Below are 18,513 nucleotides of genomic sequence, written 5' to 3'. Positions count from 1 at the left end.
TATATATCAAAATAAAAACCCAGTATCTTGACTGGGTTAGACATATGAAAACGACATTTTAATTGTTTAATATTGTCTAAATAGATGATTTTATGCCATCTTCGATTTGCGCTTAATAAACGACCCTGCACTAACAGCACCAAAGGCTAGTAAACCCAACAGAGAAGTTGGTTCAGGAACAATAGCATTAGCTAATCTATAGGTGTGGTTATCGGTTTCAAACGCACGACCAGTTGATCGTAAAACTATCTTGTCAAAAGTTTCTCCTGAATCTGCCAATAGGTTTACGAACACATTATCTGCATTGCTAGTCCAGCTACCAGTAGCTTGTGCGCCGGGAACATCTGTACCGCTAAATGTTTTTAGTAAAGTACCTTTACTATAGACATCGACAAAGTTATATGCGTCTATTGATCCCCAATAGAAACCAAAGTAATCAATAGCCTTAGCAAAGGTCAGAGTCACAGAACCAGTTGCACCTGGAATATTATCCCCTGCTGGAGAAATCGTTAGATATTTACTAGTATCACCAAAGGGTGTAGCATACTCATTTGCTTGACTACCTTGAACAATTCCATTGGTTGCAGAATAGGTGACAAATCCGTTGGGATCAATTGCTTGGCCTGAATTAAAGTCAACAACTAGAGATCCTGGAATAGTAGATTTTGAACCTTCTCCTGTTACAGGTACACTACCGCCTTTTGTTAAGGTGACAGCGCCTGCTGGACTAGCACTCATGAAAATGACGACTGTTCCGGCTAAGGCTAATGATAGTTTCTGTAAAATAGACATTGATTTACTTTTGAACTCTGATCACTCATAGCGTGGCACGTCAATTAGTGATTGAGATTTCATAACTTAAATTTTTTACTAAAATTTCTTAATTTACGTAGATGAATTTAAAGTTAGAGAAAAGTTAGATAAGATAATGCTTACAATAGTTTTTTTGTAAAAATCTAAGTGATTATATGTAAGTATTAATATGGATAAAATATTTTTATAAAACGCGATCGCACCTAATAAAAATCTGCCGTAGCCTAATTCCTACTCCACCAAATTCCAAAAGTAACCATCTGGTGCGACGAAAGAGAAACTTTTTTCCCGAAACTCATTTTCCACAATGCTAGTAAACTTTTGTGCTGGACTGGACTTGATGCGATCGCAATATGTTTCCAATCCTCGCACGCGGTAGGTGTAGAGAGACATCCCTAAGCAACCTGGCCCTGAAGCTTCAAAGCGCGACTCTAACTCAATCGCATCGGGAAAGCGGATAATATAAAGTCTGCCACTACGCGCCGCCATCAAGTCAGTCTTAGAAGAACGAGGATCATCAAAAGCGGTGACGATAAACTTTTCCCCTGGTTTGAGGTCAAACAAATCTCGACCAGCTGGTGAAGATTCGTAGCTAGTTTCCACATCATCACGGACACGCAACAAACCTAAAACTTCTTCATAGAATTTCAGGCTTTCTTTGCTATCATCCTGAACAATCATGCCAATATGGGTAAACTGGCTAGTCTTAAAAGTGCTGGCTTGATTAATCTCGCCGTAATGCGGTAAGGTATAACCGAATCTTTGAAATAACACCTGTCGAGTCAAGGGTTGCAACAGTAACATCTCGCGCACACCCACAGCCTCATCGACGAAAGGACGGCTTTTTCTTTCTTTGTTGTAGATGACTTCCCAATAAGGATAACTATATCTCACCGCCCAGCCTGAAGCTTTGGCATCCTCAGCGTGATTTAAAATAGTTAATACATCAGCAGTTAAGGTAGTTGCCCAACGATTACCCTTAACTTTCATTGATGTTAACCCCAAACCGGGATTTGTGGGGGTTTGCCATACCATCAACCGAATTAAACCGTGGTCTGCGTTTTGGTGATACAGGCGAATGGAGCGCAAAGCCGAGTCTACCCCATACAATTGATATGCGGCGGTTGGGGGTAATTGACCGACTTGACCGACACGATAGCCAAATTGCTCCCAATATTGAATTGCAAAAATGGGATCGGGAACGCCAATACAGACTTCATATATACCTGCGATCGCCAAAGGCGGGGCGTAGCCCATCGCTGTTTCTTGTCCCTGATTCATGCTAAAATCAAACTAATATTGCCTAGACTAGTTTACACTCTAGGAAATAGATGATGTCTGTATCAAGTTAGATATCCGATGCAAATCTTGTAAGACAGCCGTCGCTGATTGATAGCGATCGCTAAAATGATACCGCACCATCTTATCCAAAATCACAGCCAATTCTTCGCTAACTCTAGCGTTGCTGCGCCATATCACATTTCCCGTTTCCGGGTCTGGTGTCAGTTCTTGTGGTAGTATCCCTGTCAGTGCTTGAATACCCATCATCCCCACAGCATAAATATCACTAGCCAAGCGGGGATGTCCAGCAAATTGTTCTGGTGGTGCATAGCCTCGCGTCCCGATAGCCACTGTCGCCAATTCTGTTTTCTCATCACTTGGCGGCTGCATCAACTTGACTGCACCAAAATCAATTAATACTAGCCGATTATCTTCCGCCGACCTAATAATATTAGTAGGCTTGACATCGCGATGAATCACTCGATGTTCGTGTACAAATGCTAAAACTTCTAAAACCCCTTTTAGCATTTCTACCACAAAACCTTCACTCTGTAAACCTGTTACAGGTGGTAATTCCTCATTTAAAGTATGTCCGGCAATGTATTCTTCTATTAAATAAAACTCTTCCTCAACTTCAAAATAAGCCAGCAGTGCGGGAATTTGCCGATGTTTACCCAAAGACTCTAAAATTTCCGCTTCTGTAGTAAACAACCGCCGCGCCACTTGCAAAAACCTTGTATCCCGGCGTGCAGGCATTAATTTTTTTACCACACAAGTAGGACTTCCAGGTCTGTGAGTATCCTGTGCTAAATAAGTTTGCCCAAATCCCCCCGCACCCAACACACTGGAGATATAATAACGACCACCCAATAACAAATCACCAGTACGTTTTTCTGCCGTAGTTATAGCAGAATTATTGTGAGAATGTTGGTCATAAATTGCTGTAGTATCTCTTGTTCCCGTAGTTTCTTGCAAGAGGATATTTAACTGTTCAATTACCTCCTGTTGTTTCTCAACTTGCAACATAATTACCTGAGTTTGTTGCTGAGTGCGATAAGTTGTGTAAGTCATCACAGTCGCACCACTAAGAATTAAACTTAAAGCTGGGGGAATCAAAGGTATCCATCCAGCTTGTAAGAAAAAACCAGCACAAATTAACCATAAACCAACTAAGACCGTACCCCCAACTACAATCAATAGCAAAGGATGTCTTACTCGCCATCCCAAAACACCACCTACCAATGACCAACCCCAAAGCCAAACTAACTCAACCGAGTTAGGCCAGTACCAAATTAGGGGTCGTCCATCTAAAACTGTACTGAGTAGCTGACTAGCTATTTGTGCGTGGATGAAAACAGCAGGTGTTCTAGTTGGTTGTTCTGATGCTGGACTGTAGGGTGTGTATAAGCCGGGATGAATACTAGTAGCAGTTGTACCAATAATTACCAAACGGTCTTTGACCAAGTTAGGATTAACTTGATTGTTGAGAACTTGTGTCAGGGTAACTGTTGTTGCTAAATGATCGGGATGGCGGTAATTGAGTAATATTTGATAACCGTTTGCGTCCACACCTTGATAGCTACCAGAATCAGATGTGAGAATGGGAAAGGCTTTTTTACCAAGATAAAACTTATCTTTGGCGAAATCTGGATGAATACCCATTTGTTCTAAATAGGCGATCGCAGCTAAAGCCGCAAATGAGAATTGTGTATGACATTTACTATCATTAGGTTGAGAAAATAGTAAAGCACGGCGAACAATTTGGTCTTCTTCCACATCCGAAACTAAATCGTTATAGCCGATGTTCGCTTCAGGAAAATTTGGCGGTGGAGGTATTTCTGACCTACCCATACTGCTAGATAAGCAAGCCACAATAATGTTGTAGGGATTTTTTATTCCCGATGCTAAATTTTTCTGCTCTGGTCGATAAATATTCAGCGCAATAACACGCGCTTGATAGGATTTTAATTTGATTAAAACTTGATTGATGGTATTATCTGATAAATTTCCACCCTGTTTTGCTAAATCCTCTTCAGTAATTGTGACTACTAATAACCGTGGATCGGGTGATTCTGCTGGATGCGATGAGCCTCGCTTTGTGAATGGCGATGGCGTTCCGCCCAGCGTAGCTGATCGCATCATTTGGTCATAAGCCTTTAACTCCCAAGCCTGCAACCACTTAAGTTCTCTCACCCCCCACACCAAAGCCGTGACACCCAAACTAGTAGCCACAATTATCTGCCACCAGTGCTGATTAAAACCAGTGTCACGATAACTCTTGTCCTTAATGAACGCAGCTTGCAGTTTGTTTAATATTCCATTAGTCATTAGTCATTAGTCATTAGTCCATAGTCAACAGTCCATAGTCAACAGTCCATAGTCCATAGTCATTAGTTTTTCCCCACTCCCTCATCTCCCTCATCTCCCCCCTCTCCCTCATCTCCCCCCACTCCCTCATCTCCCCCATCTTCCCCCACTCCCTCATCTCCCTCATCTCCCCCCACTCCCTCATCTCCCCCCACTCCCTCATCTCCCCTCACTCTCTACTCTCCCTGAACCTCTTCAACCTTACTAGCAGCAGTTAAAGGAATTGAACTAGAAGATGCGGAGAATAAATCTAACTTGGGTTCTTCAAGTGATGCGTCAATAGTTGTATCGGTGAAATAATAGCCAAAAATTTTGTCATAATTGGAAGCAACAGCCAAGAAAGCCCCGCCTAATATATAAATAGGTAATGGCAAGGAAAACTCTTTTAACCAATCAAATAATTCTGCTATAGCAAATAAAAGCAAAAAACAAACAAGCCAGACCCTCATTCTTATATCTCCTGTGCAAACCCCTATTAATAGGGTAAACAGCTTGCATAATAATTGATGTTATATTTAACCACAATTATTGAAAATTACTAGGTTGACAGTTATCAGTTATCAGTTATCAGTTATCAGTTACCAGTTTTTTTCCTCATCTCCCTCATCTCCCCCATCTTCCCATTCCCCTCCTCTTAGGGGCTATTCATTACCCACATCTTTCTTTACAATCTTAAAACCCTTGCTTAGTAAGCATCTTGTCAACTCAGTTTTTCATGGGGCTTGACAAATTCGCACCTTGTCTTCTCGCTAAAACCATGTTTTTATTGAGAATCAACAACGAACAAATCAGGGTTAGAAAAAACGTGAGTGAATACTCTCACAAATGTTGAGATAGATCCGGGTAATGGATAGGCTACTAGGGGGCTGGGGGGTCTCACAAGTGTAGGTTTTTAATATAGCAGTGAGTTGTAGGGGCGGGTTGATAAATACCTTTGATGATTAATGATGATCTTGGTAAACCCGCCCCTACTAACGAGAAAATCATTGTTTCATCCACACGCCAGTTCGCTCAAGTCGGGGAACCCGCCCACGCGACTGGCTCCCCTACACCCCTACACCCTACACCCTTACACCCCAAACCAAGGTTTTTGGAACACCAATAAAAAACCTACACCTGTCAGGGCTGGGGGGTTAGGTCTGGCGGCGAGCTTTTCCACATGAGGTGAAAAGTCAGATCTAATCTCTAGGCTCTAACTTTGTTAATTACGAGTTACGGATTACGCATTACTAATTACCAATTGGTATCATTACAGTTTGGCAACAGGAAGCATCTGCAACAAACGGTATGGGTGAGGTTTGTAAAACTCTAATGGCTACCTTATTAAGAAAGTTGCAAACGCGGTGGAGAGAAGTGATTTCTGCACCGAGTATAGATGAATTTAATGTCGGTTCCCAAAATCGCTCTCAACAACAGGAGTGGTGGGTAATTAGGCAACGTTTTTTATGGCAGAGGTTACATCTATGGCTATGGCTAGTGCTAGGCTGTCTACTGTCATTTACATTCAAAGATATCTACCACCTGTTTTTCTCTCTGCAAGAACCGAAGATACTACCCCAGGTAATCAGAACTCAAGGGCTGGTGATCAATGCGGCAATGTTGTTGAGCCTGCTAGTTTGTATTGCATTGCATCAAACAAGATTTGGTCATCGTCATCCAGGTGTAATATTTTTAGGCTCATCTTGGTCGCTGAGTTTAGCAGTACAATTATTTGCCACTCTCAAAGGTTTTGCCCTACCCGATACCGCAGGCTGGTCGTTACTATTTTTGAGCCAAGCTACATTAATGCCTATGCGCTGGAGTCTTCATTTAATATGCCAGCTAGGAATTTTAGCTTACTATTTTGGTGTAAACACAGCTCTCAGGCTTAGTACCCCAATACCTCAAAATCCAGAAATATACAATGTCACATTTATTCTTTACATCTTTTGGTTTTGTATTATATGTGACCTTGGTGTTTACCTATACGATCGCCTGCAACGCTCAGAGTTTTACGCTCGCAAAGAACTAGAATCATCTAATGATAAGTTAAGGCTAGCCGAAGCTAAATACCGTAGCATCTTTGAAAATGCCATTGAAGGTATCTTCCAAAGTAGCCCCGATGGACGTTACATTACAGCTAACCCCGCATTAGCACGGATATATGGTTACGCTTCTCCCGAAGAAGTGACAGCTTTTACAGATATTGAACATAAATTATATGTTGACCCTAAGCGCCGAGCCGAGTTTGTCCGCTTGATGGAAGAGTCTGGACTAGTACCGGAATTTGAGTCACAGATTTATCGTCAAGATGGTAGCGTTGTTTGGATTTCTGAGAAAGCCTACGCTGTCTGTGACGAACAAGGCAAAGTGCTTTACTACGAAGGTTTAGTTGAAGATATCACCCAACGCAAACAAGCCCAGGAAGCACTAAGGATATTTTTCCACGCCGTGTCCCACGATTTACGCAACCCTGTGTTGGGGACTGTGATGGTGTTGAGGAATTTATTGAATGGGGTGGGGAGTAGGGGAGTGGGGGGAGATGGGGAGAAGATGGCCTCAGTCCCCAGTTCCCAGTCCCCAATCCCTGTTCCTCGCTTTATTCTAGAAATGATGCTTCAAAGTAGCGATCGCCAGTTAAATCTGATTAACTCTTTACTAGAAGCCCATATTGGGGAAGTGCAAGGTTTGCGTTTACAATGTCAGCCTGTACAGTTACGGGGAATTGTGGAAGCGGCGATCGCTGATTTGCAACCAATGTTGGTAGATAATCAAGTCACGCTGATAAATTTTGTCACAGCAGATTTACCGTTAGTCAATGCTGATTCTACGCAACTATGGCGTGTATTTTCTAACTTAATTGTCAATGCTATTAAACATAACGCCCCAGGTTTACATATAACTATCAACGCTGTCCCCCAAGAGGATATGATTTACTGCACCGTTGAAGATAATGGTATCGGAATTAGTCAACAACAAGGCGATCGCTTATTCGACCTTTACTTCCAAGGTGGTAGTATTCGCAATTCATTAAGTTTAGGGCTGGGTTTATATCTATGTAAGCAAATTATCACCGCTCACGGTGGTGAAATCGGTGTCCAGAGTGATTTAAACAAAGGAGCAACATTTTGGTTTACTTTGCCAATAGTCAATAGTCAATAGTCAATAGTCAATAGTCAATAGTCAATAGTCAATAGTTTTCCCCTCATCTCCCTCATCTCCCTCATCTCCCCCATCTCCCTCATCTCCCTCATCTCCCTCATCTCCCTCATCTCCCTCATCTCCCCCCACTCCCTCATCTGTTTTAAGCAAGAGACTGACTCATGACTACGTTGATTAAAGTGTTTAACAAGCGATCGCGTGATAGAAACATAACTTCGTTTCCATACAAAATTTCTTGTACAATTACGTAGGAATTCAGGGAACCAAAAAATATATGAGCCATTGCTTCTGGATCGGCTATGCTCAATTCTGGATGGCATTCAAAATACTTAACCAGTATTTGCCGACCACGCTGCACAACGGTTTGTGTATAAAGTTTAGCTAGTTCAGGAAAACTTTGTGATTCAGTGATAATTAAGCGCAACAGCCCTACATAATCGGGATTTTCTGCCACTTTCGTTAAGTAAAATTCGCCAACTTGACGCAACAAAATCGCTGGTTCACCTGGCAAATTTTCCAGATTGAAAACACTCTCAAAACAAGCAATTGTCAACCTTTCTATCAACGCTTTAAATAAACCTTCTTTATCCCGAAAGTGGCTGTATATCGTTTGCTTTGATACTCCAGCTTCTGCACTCACACGATCCATACTTGTTCTAGCATAACCTTCCTGCAAAAATACCCTTCAAAAAACTCAGCAGAAATTCAAGTATTTATCGATGCTGTGAATGCTAACACAGCCGGAATTGCCGGAAATTACATGAACCAGATTATTCAACAGTATAATCTGCAATTAGCTCAAGGTAAAGTAAATCTTCCTGTTTCACCGGAGGTTGTATTTCTTTACAATCCTGGGTTAATAAGTAGTTGGTTTTTTGTCCCCGGAGTGATGGGTTTAGTTTTAACATTAATTGGCACATTAGTATCAGCAGTTACTGTTGTGCGAGAAAAAGATACAGGTACTTTAGAACAATTATTAATGACTCCGGCTGCTAACTGGCAAATATTACTATCAAAAATTGTCCCCTTAGCATTTTTATTGATAGGAGATGTTTTCTTGGCTATTATATTAGCAACAGTAGTATTTAACATCCCATTTCGAGGTAGTTTTCTGCTATTTTTTGCTTTATCTAGTATGTATTTATTTGTGGGTATTAGCTTGGGAATTATGCTAGCAACTGTCAGCAGTTCCCAACAACAGGTAGTTTTAACATCTTTCTTTATCAATTTACCAATGGTACAAACTTCTGGAGCGATCGCACCAATTGAATCTATGCCTCCTTTGTTTCAATTCTTATCTCTATTTAATCCCCTGTGCCATTATGTTGCGATCGTTCGGGGTATTTTGCTCAAAGGCGTTGGTTTAGATGTTCTTTGGATGAATGCTTTAGCTTTAGTCGCCTTTGCTGTTGTTTTATTAACTATTAGTATTAATAAATTTCGTAATCAGTTAAGTTAAAATTTCCGACTCCCCAATACTCAACGCCTTTGGTGTCACAACCATCACTCTTATTGACAAAATAACAGCTTGGAAAACCGATTATTTCGTAGGGTGGGGAGTGCATCGCCATCTGCTTATTGAGAAGGTGCAGGATATAAAATCAACTAATTCCTCAAACTTTTCAGTCCCCGCGAGGGGAATTGGTTGATGGAAATAGATGTGTATCCAAACGCTACAACAATTGACCCAGAGTTTCAGTCCCCGTGAGGGGAATTGGTTGATGGAAACACGATGATGATGACTATGTTTCAGTCCCCATGAGGGGAATTGGTTAATGGAAACCTTAGAGGAAAAGGTAATGGTTGCTGCAATGCGGTGTTTCAGCCCCCGTGAGGGGAATTGGTTGATGGAAACTAGTTAGAGAATATGGTGAATATGTAGATATTGAATGTTTCAGTCCCCGTGAGGGGAATTAGTTGGTGGAAACTTGGTGCAGGGAAGCGACGGCAGAATTTACAAAGCTTCGTTTCAGTCCCCGTGAGGGGAATTAGTTGGTGGAAACGAAAAAATTCTCAATAAGCAGATCCAAGTCTATGTGAGTTTCAGTCCCCTTGAGGGGAATTAGTTGGTGGAAACTGGCACTTATCTTTGTACGCAAGCAGAGTATCAAGTTTCAGTCCCCGTGAGGGGAATTAGTTGGTGGAAACAACAGAGTTAATCAGCGAAATAAGTCTTACAAGTATGTTTCAGTCCCCGTGAGGGGAATTAGTTGGTGGAAACTCTCCAACAAATTGCCATCAACTCAATGAACGACTTGTTTCAGTCCCCGTGAGGGGAATTAGTTGGTGGAAACTTGCACTTTATAGCGGATAGGCTGAAAATATAGCGGTTTCGGTCCCCGTGAGGGGAATTAGTTGGTGGAAACTAATCCTTAAAACCAATGGTGCAAAATTTTGCCTGCTGTTTCAGTCCCCGTGAGGGGAATTAGTTGGTGGAAACCAGCTTTTATTGGCTGGGTTTCTGTGACGGGATCTGGTTTCAGTCCCCGTGAGGGGAATTAGTTGATGGAAACGTTGTATTATGCAGAGTTTTCTGCTCAATGCTTGCAGTTTCAGTCCCCGTGAGGGGAATTAGTTGATGGAAACTTGAGTTCATTTGGCAGTTTGCTCAGGATGAAATGTTTCAGTCCCCGTGAGGGGAATTAGTTGATGGAAACTTCTTCGTCAGAGCCAAGTCTAGCTAAAGCTTCAAGTTGTTTCAGTCCCCGTGAGGGGAATTAGTTGATGGAAACTACAGGATAGAAATGTACTTCTTGCCGTAAACTCTAACCTGTTTCAGTCCCCGTGAGGGGAATTAGTTGATGGAAACAAGGGTGGGGCAAGAAAAGAACATTGGTATGATTGCGTTTCAGTCCCCGTGAGGGGAATTAGTTGATGGAAACTACGATTATTTCTCTATTACATCGTATTAAGAAAAGGTTTCAGTCCCCGTGAGGGGAATTAGTTGATGGAAACTTCTGTCTCGTTCCAAGTCGTAGATCGCTTTCTGGATGGTTTCAGTCCCCGTGAGGGGAATTAGTTGATGGAAACTCCAGTGGGTAGCTTGTTAATCGCTCGGAGTTTCATGTTTCAGTCCCCGTGAGGGGAATTAGTTGATGGAAACTGAAAATCTGATTAATGAACTTCAGGATTGGTTGTTTCAGTCCCCGTGAGGGGAATTAGTTGATGGAAACTCAATCCGCTCAAGCTTTGCCCATAGTGTTGGCCACGTTTCAGTCCCCGTGAGGGGAATTAGTTGATGGAAACTCGTTAAGATGTTTAGAGAAGCGGAAAAGCTGAATGTTTCAGTCCCCGTGAGGGGAATTAGTTGATGGAAACTCCTGGTTGTCCAGGTACTTGTACTACTACAGTAGTAGTGTTTCAGTCCCCGTGAGGGGAATTAGTTGATGGAAACTCGATGGGAATATTTTTAGGAATATTAGTTAGTATTATGTTTCAGTCCCCGTGAGGGGAATTAGTTGATGGAAACCTGAGGATGGAAGAGACAGCGATCGCTTGTAAATCCGGCCGTTTCAGTCCCCGTGAGGGGAATTAGTTGATGGAAACCCTGCATATCCTTAGCGAACAGTACGACTACGATGGTACTCTGTTTCAGTCCCCGTGAGGGGAATTAGTTGATGGAAACGCAAAACGCTCATGGTCAAAATTGGTATGTAGCTGTTTCAGTCCCCGTGAGGGGAATTAGTTGATGGAAACTTTCCAGCCTCAAACAGATACAGAGGCGAAATACTGGTTTCAGTCCCCGTGAGGGGAATTAGTTGATGGAAACGAAAAATCCGTCTGACGTTTGACGTTTACTTTTTTGTTTCAGTCCCCGTGAGGGGAATTAGTTGATGGAAACTCATCAACAGGCTTTCGCTTTGCTATTTGTTCCCTTGTTTCAGTCCCCGTGAGGGGAATTAGTTGATGGAAACAATCAGAGCTTGAGCGACTAAAGGAAGGACTAGAAAGTTTCAGTCCCCGTGAGGGGAATTAGTTGATGGAAACCGACATTAACAGCGTCCTCGCCAAACAACTTGGCATGTTTCAGTCCCCGTGAGGGGAATTAGTTGATGGAAACCTCCTTATCGCCGCTACTAAACTCATCCTTAGCCAGTTTCAGTCCCCGTGAGGGGAATTAGTTGATGGAAACAAAGATGTATCTAATTTGATTATCAAATCCAAAAATGGTTTCAGTCCCCGTGAGGGGAATTAGTTGATGGAAACCTGCATGGGAGTGCAGCCCATCACTATCGGTGGAGGTTTCAGTCCCCGTGAGGGGAATTAGTTGATGGAAACCTGATAATGGGATAGATATTGTCAAAGATGAATGCAAGTTTCAGTCCCCGTGAGGGGAATTAGTTGATGGAAACTTCAAAGCCGTGAAAAAGCAATTGGCAGGAAAAGAATTGTTTCAGTCCCCGTGAGGGGAATTAGTTGATGGAAACCAAATTGATCCAACCTTGCAACGCAAGTTGGATCAGTTTCAGTCCCCGTGAGGGGAATTAGTTGATGGAAACTTATGAGTGCGATCCTCTTTAATTCCTGATTTAATGTTTCAGTCCCCGTGAGGGGAATTAGTTGATGGAAACTTATTCTGAAGCAGAAGTAGCTTTATTTATGTACTTAGGTTTCAGTCCCCGTGAGGGGAATTAGTTGATGGAAACTAATTGAGTAGTCATAATAAAATTCACGTTATTTTGTTTCAGTCCCCGTGAGGGGAATTAGTTGATGGAAACTCTGCAGCATCTGAGCGCGCAGGAATTGTAACTGCTCGTTTCAGTCCCCGTGAGGGGAATTAGTTGATGGAAACTGTCATCGTTGCTGCTGTCGTTGTGAACTTCTTCGTTTCAGTCCCCGTGAGGGGAATTAGTTGATGGAAACTCTATAATCAGCTATGGCGACCAGAAGAATGCGGCAGTTTCAGTCCCCGTGAGGGGAATTAGTTGATGGAAACTGCTCAGTGCTGAAACATAACTAGAGCAAGCTTCCTGGGAAGCGATTTGGCGGGTGGAAAATAAAGGTCATTTTCAGCCGCTCTTATTGCCAGTAATTTGCAACTTCCCTGACTTGTGAAACGCTGTAATTATTATGTTGTCAAGGTTCTGGCGATTTTGGCGTATCCCCAGGGTTTTTGACCCTGCTTTGACCTGCCAAACATCAAGCTAACACCTTAATCATAAAATAAGTGTTTACTATTGTCTAGTAGTTTGGTAAGTTCAATTTATCACACCGAGCCATTTGTTAAACTCAGTGCTGAGAACTGGCGCAGGCTGATGGAGTCTGAGGCGAACAGTAGACTCGACCTAGTTCTAGTTTAAGCGATCGCTCCTCTCAATGCTCCACAAGCGATCGCCTCATCACTATTAACCAGCGCTTGCGTTGATAGCCTTGTTTACCTCATCTAATGTTTGATACTCTTTCGAGGGTAAACATCTTAAGGCTCTTAAGACTTGCTCATCAACACCTTTTTCTTCAGCATACATCACCAACTCTTTTTTGCTCAGGGGATAACTGAGTTGTTTCAAATTCTTTTGTAACTGCGCTGGATTAATTTTAGGTCTATTCACTTCATCAATGCAATTACTGACATCAACTAAAGATTCATACTCTCTTGAAGGCAACAATTTTAAAAATCTCAGGACTTGTTCATCAACGCCTTTTTCCTCAGCATACTTAATCAATGATTTCTTACTGAGTGGATACATAAGACTTTTTAAATTGTTTTTCAGTTTATTTAAACTTATATTTAACATAATTCCTCCTCATGAACCGGGCTATACATAGACTAAAAAACACTTAAATCAAATTTGGGTTGTAAATTTCGTATTAATTAAAGAAACGTAGAAAAAATTGGTTTTTTACTTAAAAATGGAAAATTTAACCATATTTAATTCATCTCAAGCCTTTATCTAGATAAGTTTTGTTGGCAACATGATAGCCTCTTACACTTAATTTTTGCGTAAGACTTAAGATATTACGCTTATAGCTTGAGGCATACATAACATATAAGTCATGCAACTTAAGGATGATTTTTTAAATTAATAGCAAAAAGATAATAAGAGTTTTGGAGAAAGAGCAAATGGTGCTAAATTTAATTAAATACTTGATTAGTCAGAAATTTGGCAATATTAATCAAATTACAACAGCAGAATTTGCTGATTGGCTGTTAGATGGAACAAAACCACAGCCGTTAATATTAGATGCAAGAAGTCAAGTAGAATATAATATCAGCCATATCAAAGCAGCAGTACCTATTGACCCCATTGCACCAGATTTCACAGCATTATTATCAAGTAATAACAATAAGCCTATAGTAGTATATTGTTCAGTTGGCTATCGTAGTGCCAAGATAACCCAGCAACTACAAAATCAAGGATTTTCCCAAGTTTTTAATTTGAGTGGTGGTATTTTCCAATGGGCAAATGAAGAGCGACCCATTTTTAAAGATGATACATCCCCAGCAAGCTTTGTGCATCCATATGATGCAATGTGGGGAAACCTGCTAAAAGCTAAATACCGTTGGCGTAGCGATCGCTCATCTTTATCAGATATATAACCATATTCGGAAGACCGTCATTAGTCAACAGTCCATAGTTATTCTCCTCATCGCCCCCACTCAGCTATACAGTTAGGTAGCGCGGTTCCAACTTATGTAATGAACAGGACTTACGCAACTGACACTTGGGGTAAGGTGCGTCAGATGTGGAAAATCCTTGAATCTGTACGACATTATTGTGGCTGACGCACCCTACAGTTAGTTTGATTATGACAATATTGTTACAAGTATTTACTTGCTTTGATACATCCCTTTTATTTAAGCTTCGGTAAAAACTATTAAAGATTGGGTAAATTAGTTGATTTTTTCAGTAAAAATAATTCAAAAATAGTAATATAGGATTCTTACTTGATTTTTGAAACATACGTAGGGTGGGCAATGCCCACCAAAAAGATGATGTGGTGGGCATTGCCCACCCTACAGGTACGGAAATTTGTTCAAAATTCAAATAGGACTACTATATCTTGTTAGTAAAAAAATACGTAGTTAAATTAACTGCATATTTTAGTAAAAAATACAATATCTTATGAATACTGGACGCGATTCCTTGTCAGCAGGCTCTTTGTTAATCAATAGCTACCAGAAATTGAGACACCATACAGCTGCTCTGCGTCCAAGACAATGGACAAAGAACCTAGTAGTATTTGCCGCACCGTTGTTCGCCTTCAGTATAAATCTGCAATCTTTCCTGGGTACATTGTTTGCATTTATACTATTTTGTTCTGCATCCAGTAGCTTTTATCTCATCAACGATATTGCAGATGTCGCCGCCGATCGCCAGCATCCAGTCAAGTGCAAGCGACCAATTGCAGCAGGACTTGTGAGTATTCCAGTAGCCATAGGGATGGCGTTGATTTTGTTGGGTGGCGCATTGAGTATTAGTTGGTGGCGATCGCCACAACTAGGTGCAGCGATTACAGGCTATGCCATATTACAAGTAGCTTATAACCTCAAACTCAAACGTTTGGTGATATTAGATATAATTGCGATCGCATCTGGCTTTGTACTACGCGCCTTTGGGGGAGCAGCAGCCACCAACATTGTGCTATCAGCTTGGTTTCTACTTTGTACAGCCATGTTGGCGCTATTTTTAGGTATCGAAAAACGTAAAGCCGAATTACGCCTAGCACAAATCCAAGGTACAAAACTCCGTGCTGTACTTAAACGCTATTCCTTACCCCTATTAGGACGCATGGAAAGCGTAGTTACCACAGGTACAGTCCTTGCATACGCACTCTGGAGTGCAGGCCCAGCCTTGCGTGGTGCATCTACTCCTTGGATGCTACTCACCCTACCATTCGTACTGTACGGTATCTTCCGCTATCAACTTCTCAGCGATCCTCAAGAAATTTCCCATGAAGAAGATGACAATTTAGAAAAAGGTGGACGCACTGAAAGACCAGAAGAAGTTTTGTTGAAAGATAAAGGAATCCTCTTCACAGTCATTGGTTGGATTTGCACTTGCTTTGTGATTTTGTGGTTGAAAAATCAGGGAATTATCCAATAATTTACTGCATTGTGTTTGTCAGTTGTGAGTTATTTTTCCCTGAAATTCAGCACAATATTAGGGTGCGTCAGCGCCAATAATTTCGTACAGATTCAAGGATTTTCCACAGATGACGCACCCTACAGTTGTAAATTAAGTCTAACAATATTTTTACGACTAACTACTGACCACTGACAAAATAAAAATTGGCTCAATGAGACATATCAAAACATGGTGGAGTAAACAGCATCACTTAAGCTTTACTCAACAACTGGATCAATTACCAAAAAAAACTGTCACCCTAGCAGAAATTAAAATCGATTCGCTCAAAGCTGCGGGTATTCGAGGCATTATCCTCGACCTAGACAACACCATTGTTTCAGAAGACGATCGCTACCTTTCCCCTTGGGCAGAAGATTGGATTGCTGAAGCTAAGTTAGCAGGTTTAAAATTGTTCATCCTGTCCAATGGCAAACGTAGCTACCGCGTCAAATATTGGTCACATCGCCTCGATATTACCGCCATCAGTCCAGCCAAAAAACCTTTCCCCCCCGCATTCCGTAAAGCCATCAATCAGATGCGTTTATCACCAAAAAACGTAGTAGTCATTGGTGATAGCCTACATACCGACGTTATGGGCGCAAAGCTGTGCGGATGTCCTTGCATTCAAGTAGCCAGCTTACCCCATCCCCCCAGATGGTGGGAAAAACTAGCAGGTAAATGGGTGCAAATACCTTACCCTAGCGGCAAAGAATTGTGGTATTTTAATGATGATTTTGGTTATAAAATGTTTTTGTAGATAAGAAGGGGAATTTTTGTAAATTTGCCTATTTGAAAAATTCAAAGGTTGTATTGATATAGTTTATCTAAAAACTTGAATAAATTAGTATTTATGAGTAATCCCATTGTTTTTGCTTTACTAATTTTAATTACAGTAAGTTTAAATACAATAGCGCAAACTTTATTAAAACTAGGTGCAGGGCAAAATCCCTTAAATTTTTATCTATTAGGTGGGATATGTTGCTACGGCTTAAGTACAATTTTTTATATATTGGTTTTAGGGAAGTTAAACTTATCGATTGCTTATCCAGTAGTTATTGGATTAACAATTGTGGTAACTACAATAGTTGGCGCTGTAGTATTAAGAGAAAAAGTATTGATTACCCAGTGGGTAGGAATAGGTTTGCTCCTGAGTGGAATTAGTGCGATCGCCCTAGCTAAACCTTCTTAAAACCCCAAAATTAAACTTTCATAAAAAATATTAGGGGTAGGGTGCGTCAGATGTGGAAAATCCTTGAATATGTACAAAATTATTGGGGCTGACGCACCCTATAGTTAGTTTGATTATGACACTTGCGTAAGTCCTAGATATTTCTGAGTAAATACAGTTCATTAAAAACTAGATTATCTAGCAACATTGAATAAATATATAGGATTCCTACTTGATTTTTGAAACATACTTAGACCGATGCACTGCCCACCGTATCATCGTTTTGGTGGGTAGTGCATCAACCTACAGGTACGGAAATTTGTTCACTATATAGCAGTAGCCACATAGGTTAGGACATTGATGAATCACAAAATCTTTAGAGTAAACAGGTTTTGAACCTATCACCTGTCCCCTATCACCTGTCCCCTGCTATAAGTCCCTAATTTGAATAATTTAAGTGTACAAAGACTTCACCCATTGCCATTCTTGAACCAAACCCTCCTGCAAAGAAACATTTGGCGCATATCCTAAAATTCTCCTGGCCTTAGACACATCAGCAGCAGTATGACGTGCATCACCCATCGCCTTTTCGATGTGGTTCCGCTTAATTGGTTGACCAACGATTTGTTCCATTGTGTCTAAAACCTCAGCTAAAACCACCCTACTACCACCACCAATATTAAAAATCTCCCCTACAGCCGCCAATTCCTTAGCAGCAGCTAAATTCGCCGCTACAGCATCACTGACAAAAGTAAAATCACGAGTTTGCTGTCCATCACCGTAAACAGGAATCGCCTCATCCTGCAAAACTGATTTAAAAAACTTATGAAAAGCCATATCAGGGCGTTGTCTGGGGCCATAAACAGTGAAATAACGTAGAGCCACAAAAGGCACACCAAAATTTTTGTGATACAGTCCACACAAACGTTCGGCAGCTAACTTAGTGATGCCATAAGGAGAAACTGGTAGGGGAGGAATCCCTTCATGAGTAGGTAATGTTTCCGCATCGCCATATACACTAGAGGTAGATGCAAATACCAATCGAGTTAATTGTTTAGCATCCTTAGCCGCTTCCAACAAAACCTGTGTTGCATTAATGTTGCGTTCCGTATAAGCACGGAACCCCTGACCCCAACTCGCCCTCACACCTGCCTGCGCCGCCTGATGATATACCACAGTCACATCTTGTAGGAGTTTCTGCCAATCTAAAAACTGAATATCTCCCTCAATAAACGTAAAGTTAGGCGACGATTGTAAATGTGCAATATTCTTACGTTTTAACAAAGGGTCGTAGTAATCGTTTACTTCATCAATGCCGATGACATCTTCACCTTGTTTTAGCAAGGCTTCTGCCAAGTGCGAACCGATAAACCCTGCTGCGCCAGTAACTATAATTTTTGCCATGTTATTTATTTTATTGTTGTGTCCTAAGTCTTTATATCAACAGGTTAATAGCGACAATGATACAAAGTCATTATTTCCTAGTTATTTTTAAAACAACTCTCCCTACCTTGGCAAATCAATTATAGGGCTGGTGATGGGAAATGGGGGGATGAGGGGGATGCTTTCAAGGGCAGGTTTTTTGTTTAAGCAGAAGAGAAAGCGGTGGGGCTTCTCCAAGATTCAGGGAAGAAGCTACCAACAGGCAAAGGTTGACCAAGTAACAAGGCGACAATG

16 protein-coding genes and 1 CRISPR repeat array are annotated in these 18,513 nt (G+C 41.3%); of the genes, 7 read left to right on the top strand and 9 right to left on the bottom strand.

Annotated elements, in window-relative coordinates; translation table 11 throughout:
- Positions 1 to 90: 90 nt before the first annotated feature.
- From H6G83_RS16750 to H6G83_RS16730, 5 genes are all read right to left on the bottom strand, one after another.
- Positions 91 to 792, bottom strand: a complete 702-nt coding sequence (locus tag H6G83_RS16750; protein WP_190474313.1) for an Npun_F0296 family exosortase-dependent surface protein — start codon at positions 790 to 792, stop codon at positions 91 to 93.
- Between the two features lie 252 nt (positions 793 to 1,044).
- Positions 1,045 to 2,094, bottom strand: a complete 1,050-nt coding sequence (locus tag H6G83_RS16745) for a VOC family protein (RefSeq protein WP_190474311.1) — start codon at positions 2,092 to 2,094, stop codon at positions 1,045 to 1,047.
- A 39-nt stretch (positions 2,095 to 2,133) separates the two neighbouring features.
- Entirely contained in the window at positions 2,134 to 4,422 is a 2,289-nt protein-coding gene (locus tag H6G83_RS16740; RefSeq protein ID WP_190474309.1) for a CHASE2 domain-containing protein, read from the bottom strand.
- A 62-nt stretch (positions 4,423 to 4,484) separates the two neighbouring features.
- A complete protein-coding gene (locus H6G83_RS16735) occupies positions 4,485 to 4,634 on the bottom strand; it encodes a hypothetical protein (RefSeq protein WP_190474308.1) in 150 nt (49 codons plus the stop codon).
- 3 nt (positions 4,635 to 4,637) lie between these two features.
- Positions 4,638 to 4,910 carry a hypothetical protein gene (locus tag H6G83_RS16730; protein ID WP_190474305.1) on the bottom strand — a complete coding sequence of 91 codons (273 nt, stop codon included), beginning with the start codon at positions 4,908 to 4,910 and terminating at the stop codon, positions 4,638 to 4,640.
- 488 nt (positions 4,911 to 5,398) lie between these two features.
- On the opposite strand from H6G83_RS16730, the gene H6G83_RS16725 reads away from it, so the two are divergent.
- Positions 5,399 to 5,566 carry a hypothetical protein gene (locus H6G83_RS16725; RefSeq protein WP_190474303.1) on the top strand — a complete coding sequence of 56 codons (168 nt, stop codon included), beginning with the start codon at positions 5,399 to 5,401 and terminating at the stop codon, positions 5,564 to 5,566.
- A 206-nt stretch (positions 5,567 to 5,772) separates the two neighbouring features.
- Positions 5,773 to 7,602 (top strand): PAS domain-containing sensor histidine kinase, encoded by a 1,830-nt coding sequence (locus H6G83_RS16720; RefSeq protein ID WP_190474301.1) that lies wholly within the window; start codon positions 5,773 to 5,775, stop codon positions 7,600 to 7,602.
- Between the two features lie 21 nt (positions 7,603 to 7,623).
- Here the strand turns inward: H6G83_RS16720 and H6G83_RS35945 are convergent, their stop codons facing one another.
- A complete protein-coding gene (locus H6G83_RS35945) occupies positions 7,624 to 7,752 on the bottom strand; it encodes a hypothetical protein (RefSeq protein ID WP_277876358.1) in 129 nt (42 codons plus the stop codon).
- The gene (locus tag H6G83_RS16715) at positions 7,745 to 8,278 is read right to left on the bottom strand and encodes a TetR/AcrR family transcriptional regulator (protein ID WP_390822136.1); all 534 of its coding nucleotides are present in this window, start codon (positions 8,276 to 8,278) and stop codon (positions 7,745 to 7,747) included. Before H6G83_RS16715 ends, H6G83_RS35945 begins: the two co-directional genes overlap by 8 nt.
- Between H6G83_RS16715 and H6G83_RS16710 the strand changes: the two genes are divergently transcribed.
- The gene (locus H6G83_RS16710; RefSeq protein ID WP_313936322.1) at positions 8,246 to 9,061 is read left to right on the top strand and encodes an ABC transporter permease; all 816 of its coding nucleotides are present in this window, start codon (positions 8,246 to 8,248) and stop codon (positions 9,059 to 9,061) included. The genes H6G83_RS16715 and H6G83_RS16710 overlap by 33 nt on opposite strands.
- A 160-nt stretch (positions 9,062 to 9,221) precedes the next feature.
- Positions 9,222 to 12,538: a CRISPR direct-repeat array (repeat unit 37 nt; unit sequence GTTTCAGTCCCCGTGAGGGGAATTAGTTGATGGAAAC).
- Positions 12,539 to 12,947: 409 nt separating this feature from the next.
- Here H6G83_RS16710 and H6G83_RS16705 read toward each other — a convergent pair.
- Positions 12,948 to 13,337 carry a DUF2795 domain-containing protein gene (locus H6G83_RS16705; RefSeq protein ID WP_190474298.1) on the bottom strand — a complete coding sequence of 130 codons (390 nt, stop codon included), beginning with the start codon at positions 13,335 to 13,337 and terminating at the stop codon, positions 12,948 to 12,950.
- Between the two features lie 326 nt (positions 13,338 to 13,663).
- Here H6G83_RS16705 and H6G83_RS16700 point away from each other — a divergent pair, with 326 nt between their 5' ends.
- The 4 genes from H6G83_RS16700 (at position 13,664) to H6G83_RS16685 (ending at position 16,857) form a co-directional block, all read left to right on the top strand.
- Positions 13,664 to 14,140 carry a rhodanese-like domain-containing protein gene (locus tag H6G83_RS16700; protein WP_190474297.1) on the top strand — a complete coding sequence of 159 codons (477 nt, stop codon included), beginning with the start codon at positions 13,664 to 13,666 and terminating at the stop codon, positions 14,138 to 14,140.
- Positions 14,141 to 14,666: 526 nt separating this feature from the next.
- Positions 14,667 to 15,647, top strand: coding sequence for a decaprenyl-phosphate phosphoribosyltransferase (locus H6G83_RS16695; RefSeq protein WP_190474295.1), 981 nt, complete (start codon positions 14,667 to 14,669; stop codon positions 15,645 to 15,647).
- 193 nt (positions 15,648 to 15,840) lie between these two features.
- The gene (locus tag H6G83_RS16690; protein WP_190474293.1) at positions 15,841 to 16,425 is read left to right on the top strand and encodes a YqeG family HAD IIIA-type phosphatase; all 585 of its coding nucleotides are present in this window, start codon (positions 15,841 to 15,843) and stop codon (positions 16,423 to 16,425) included.
- A 93-nt stretch (positions 16,426 to 16,518) separates the two neighbouring features.
- Positions 16,519 to 16,857 (top strand): SMR family transporter, encoded by a 339-nt coding sequence (locus tag H6G83_RS16685; protein ID WP_190474291.1) that lies wholly within the window; start codon positions 16,519 to 16,521, stop codon positions 16,855 to 16,857.
- Positions 16,858 to 17,289: 432 nt separating this feature from the next.
- Here the strand turns inward: H6G83_RS16685 and H6G83_RS16680 are convergent, their stop codons facing one another.
- Positions 17,290 to 18,240, bottom strand: a complete 951-nt coding sequence (locus H6G83_RS16680) for an NAD-dependent epimerase/dehydratase family protein (protein ID WP_190474289.1) — start codon at positions 18,238 to 18,240, stop codon at positions 17,290 to 17,292.
- Positions 18,241 to 18,513 lie beyond the last annotated feature (273 nt).

The sequence above is a fragment of the Anabaena azotica FACHB-119 genome (assembly GCF_014697625.1).
In the GTDB taxonomy this organism is placed as follows: Bacteria; Cyanobacteriota; Cyanobacteriia; order Cyanobacteriales; family Nostocaceae; genus Trichormus; species Trichormus azoticus_A.
This window is presented reverse-complemented; position numbering and strand designations above follow the sequence as displayed.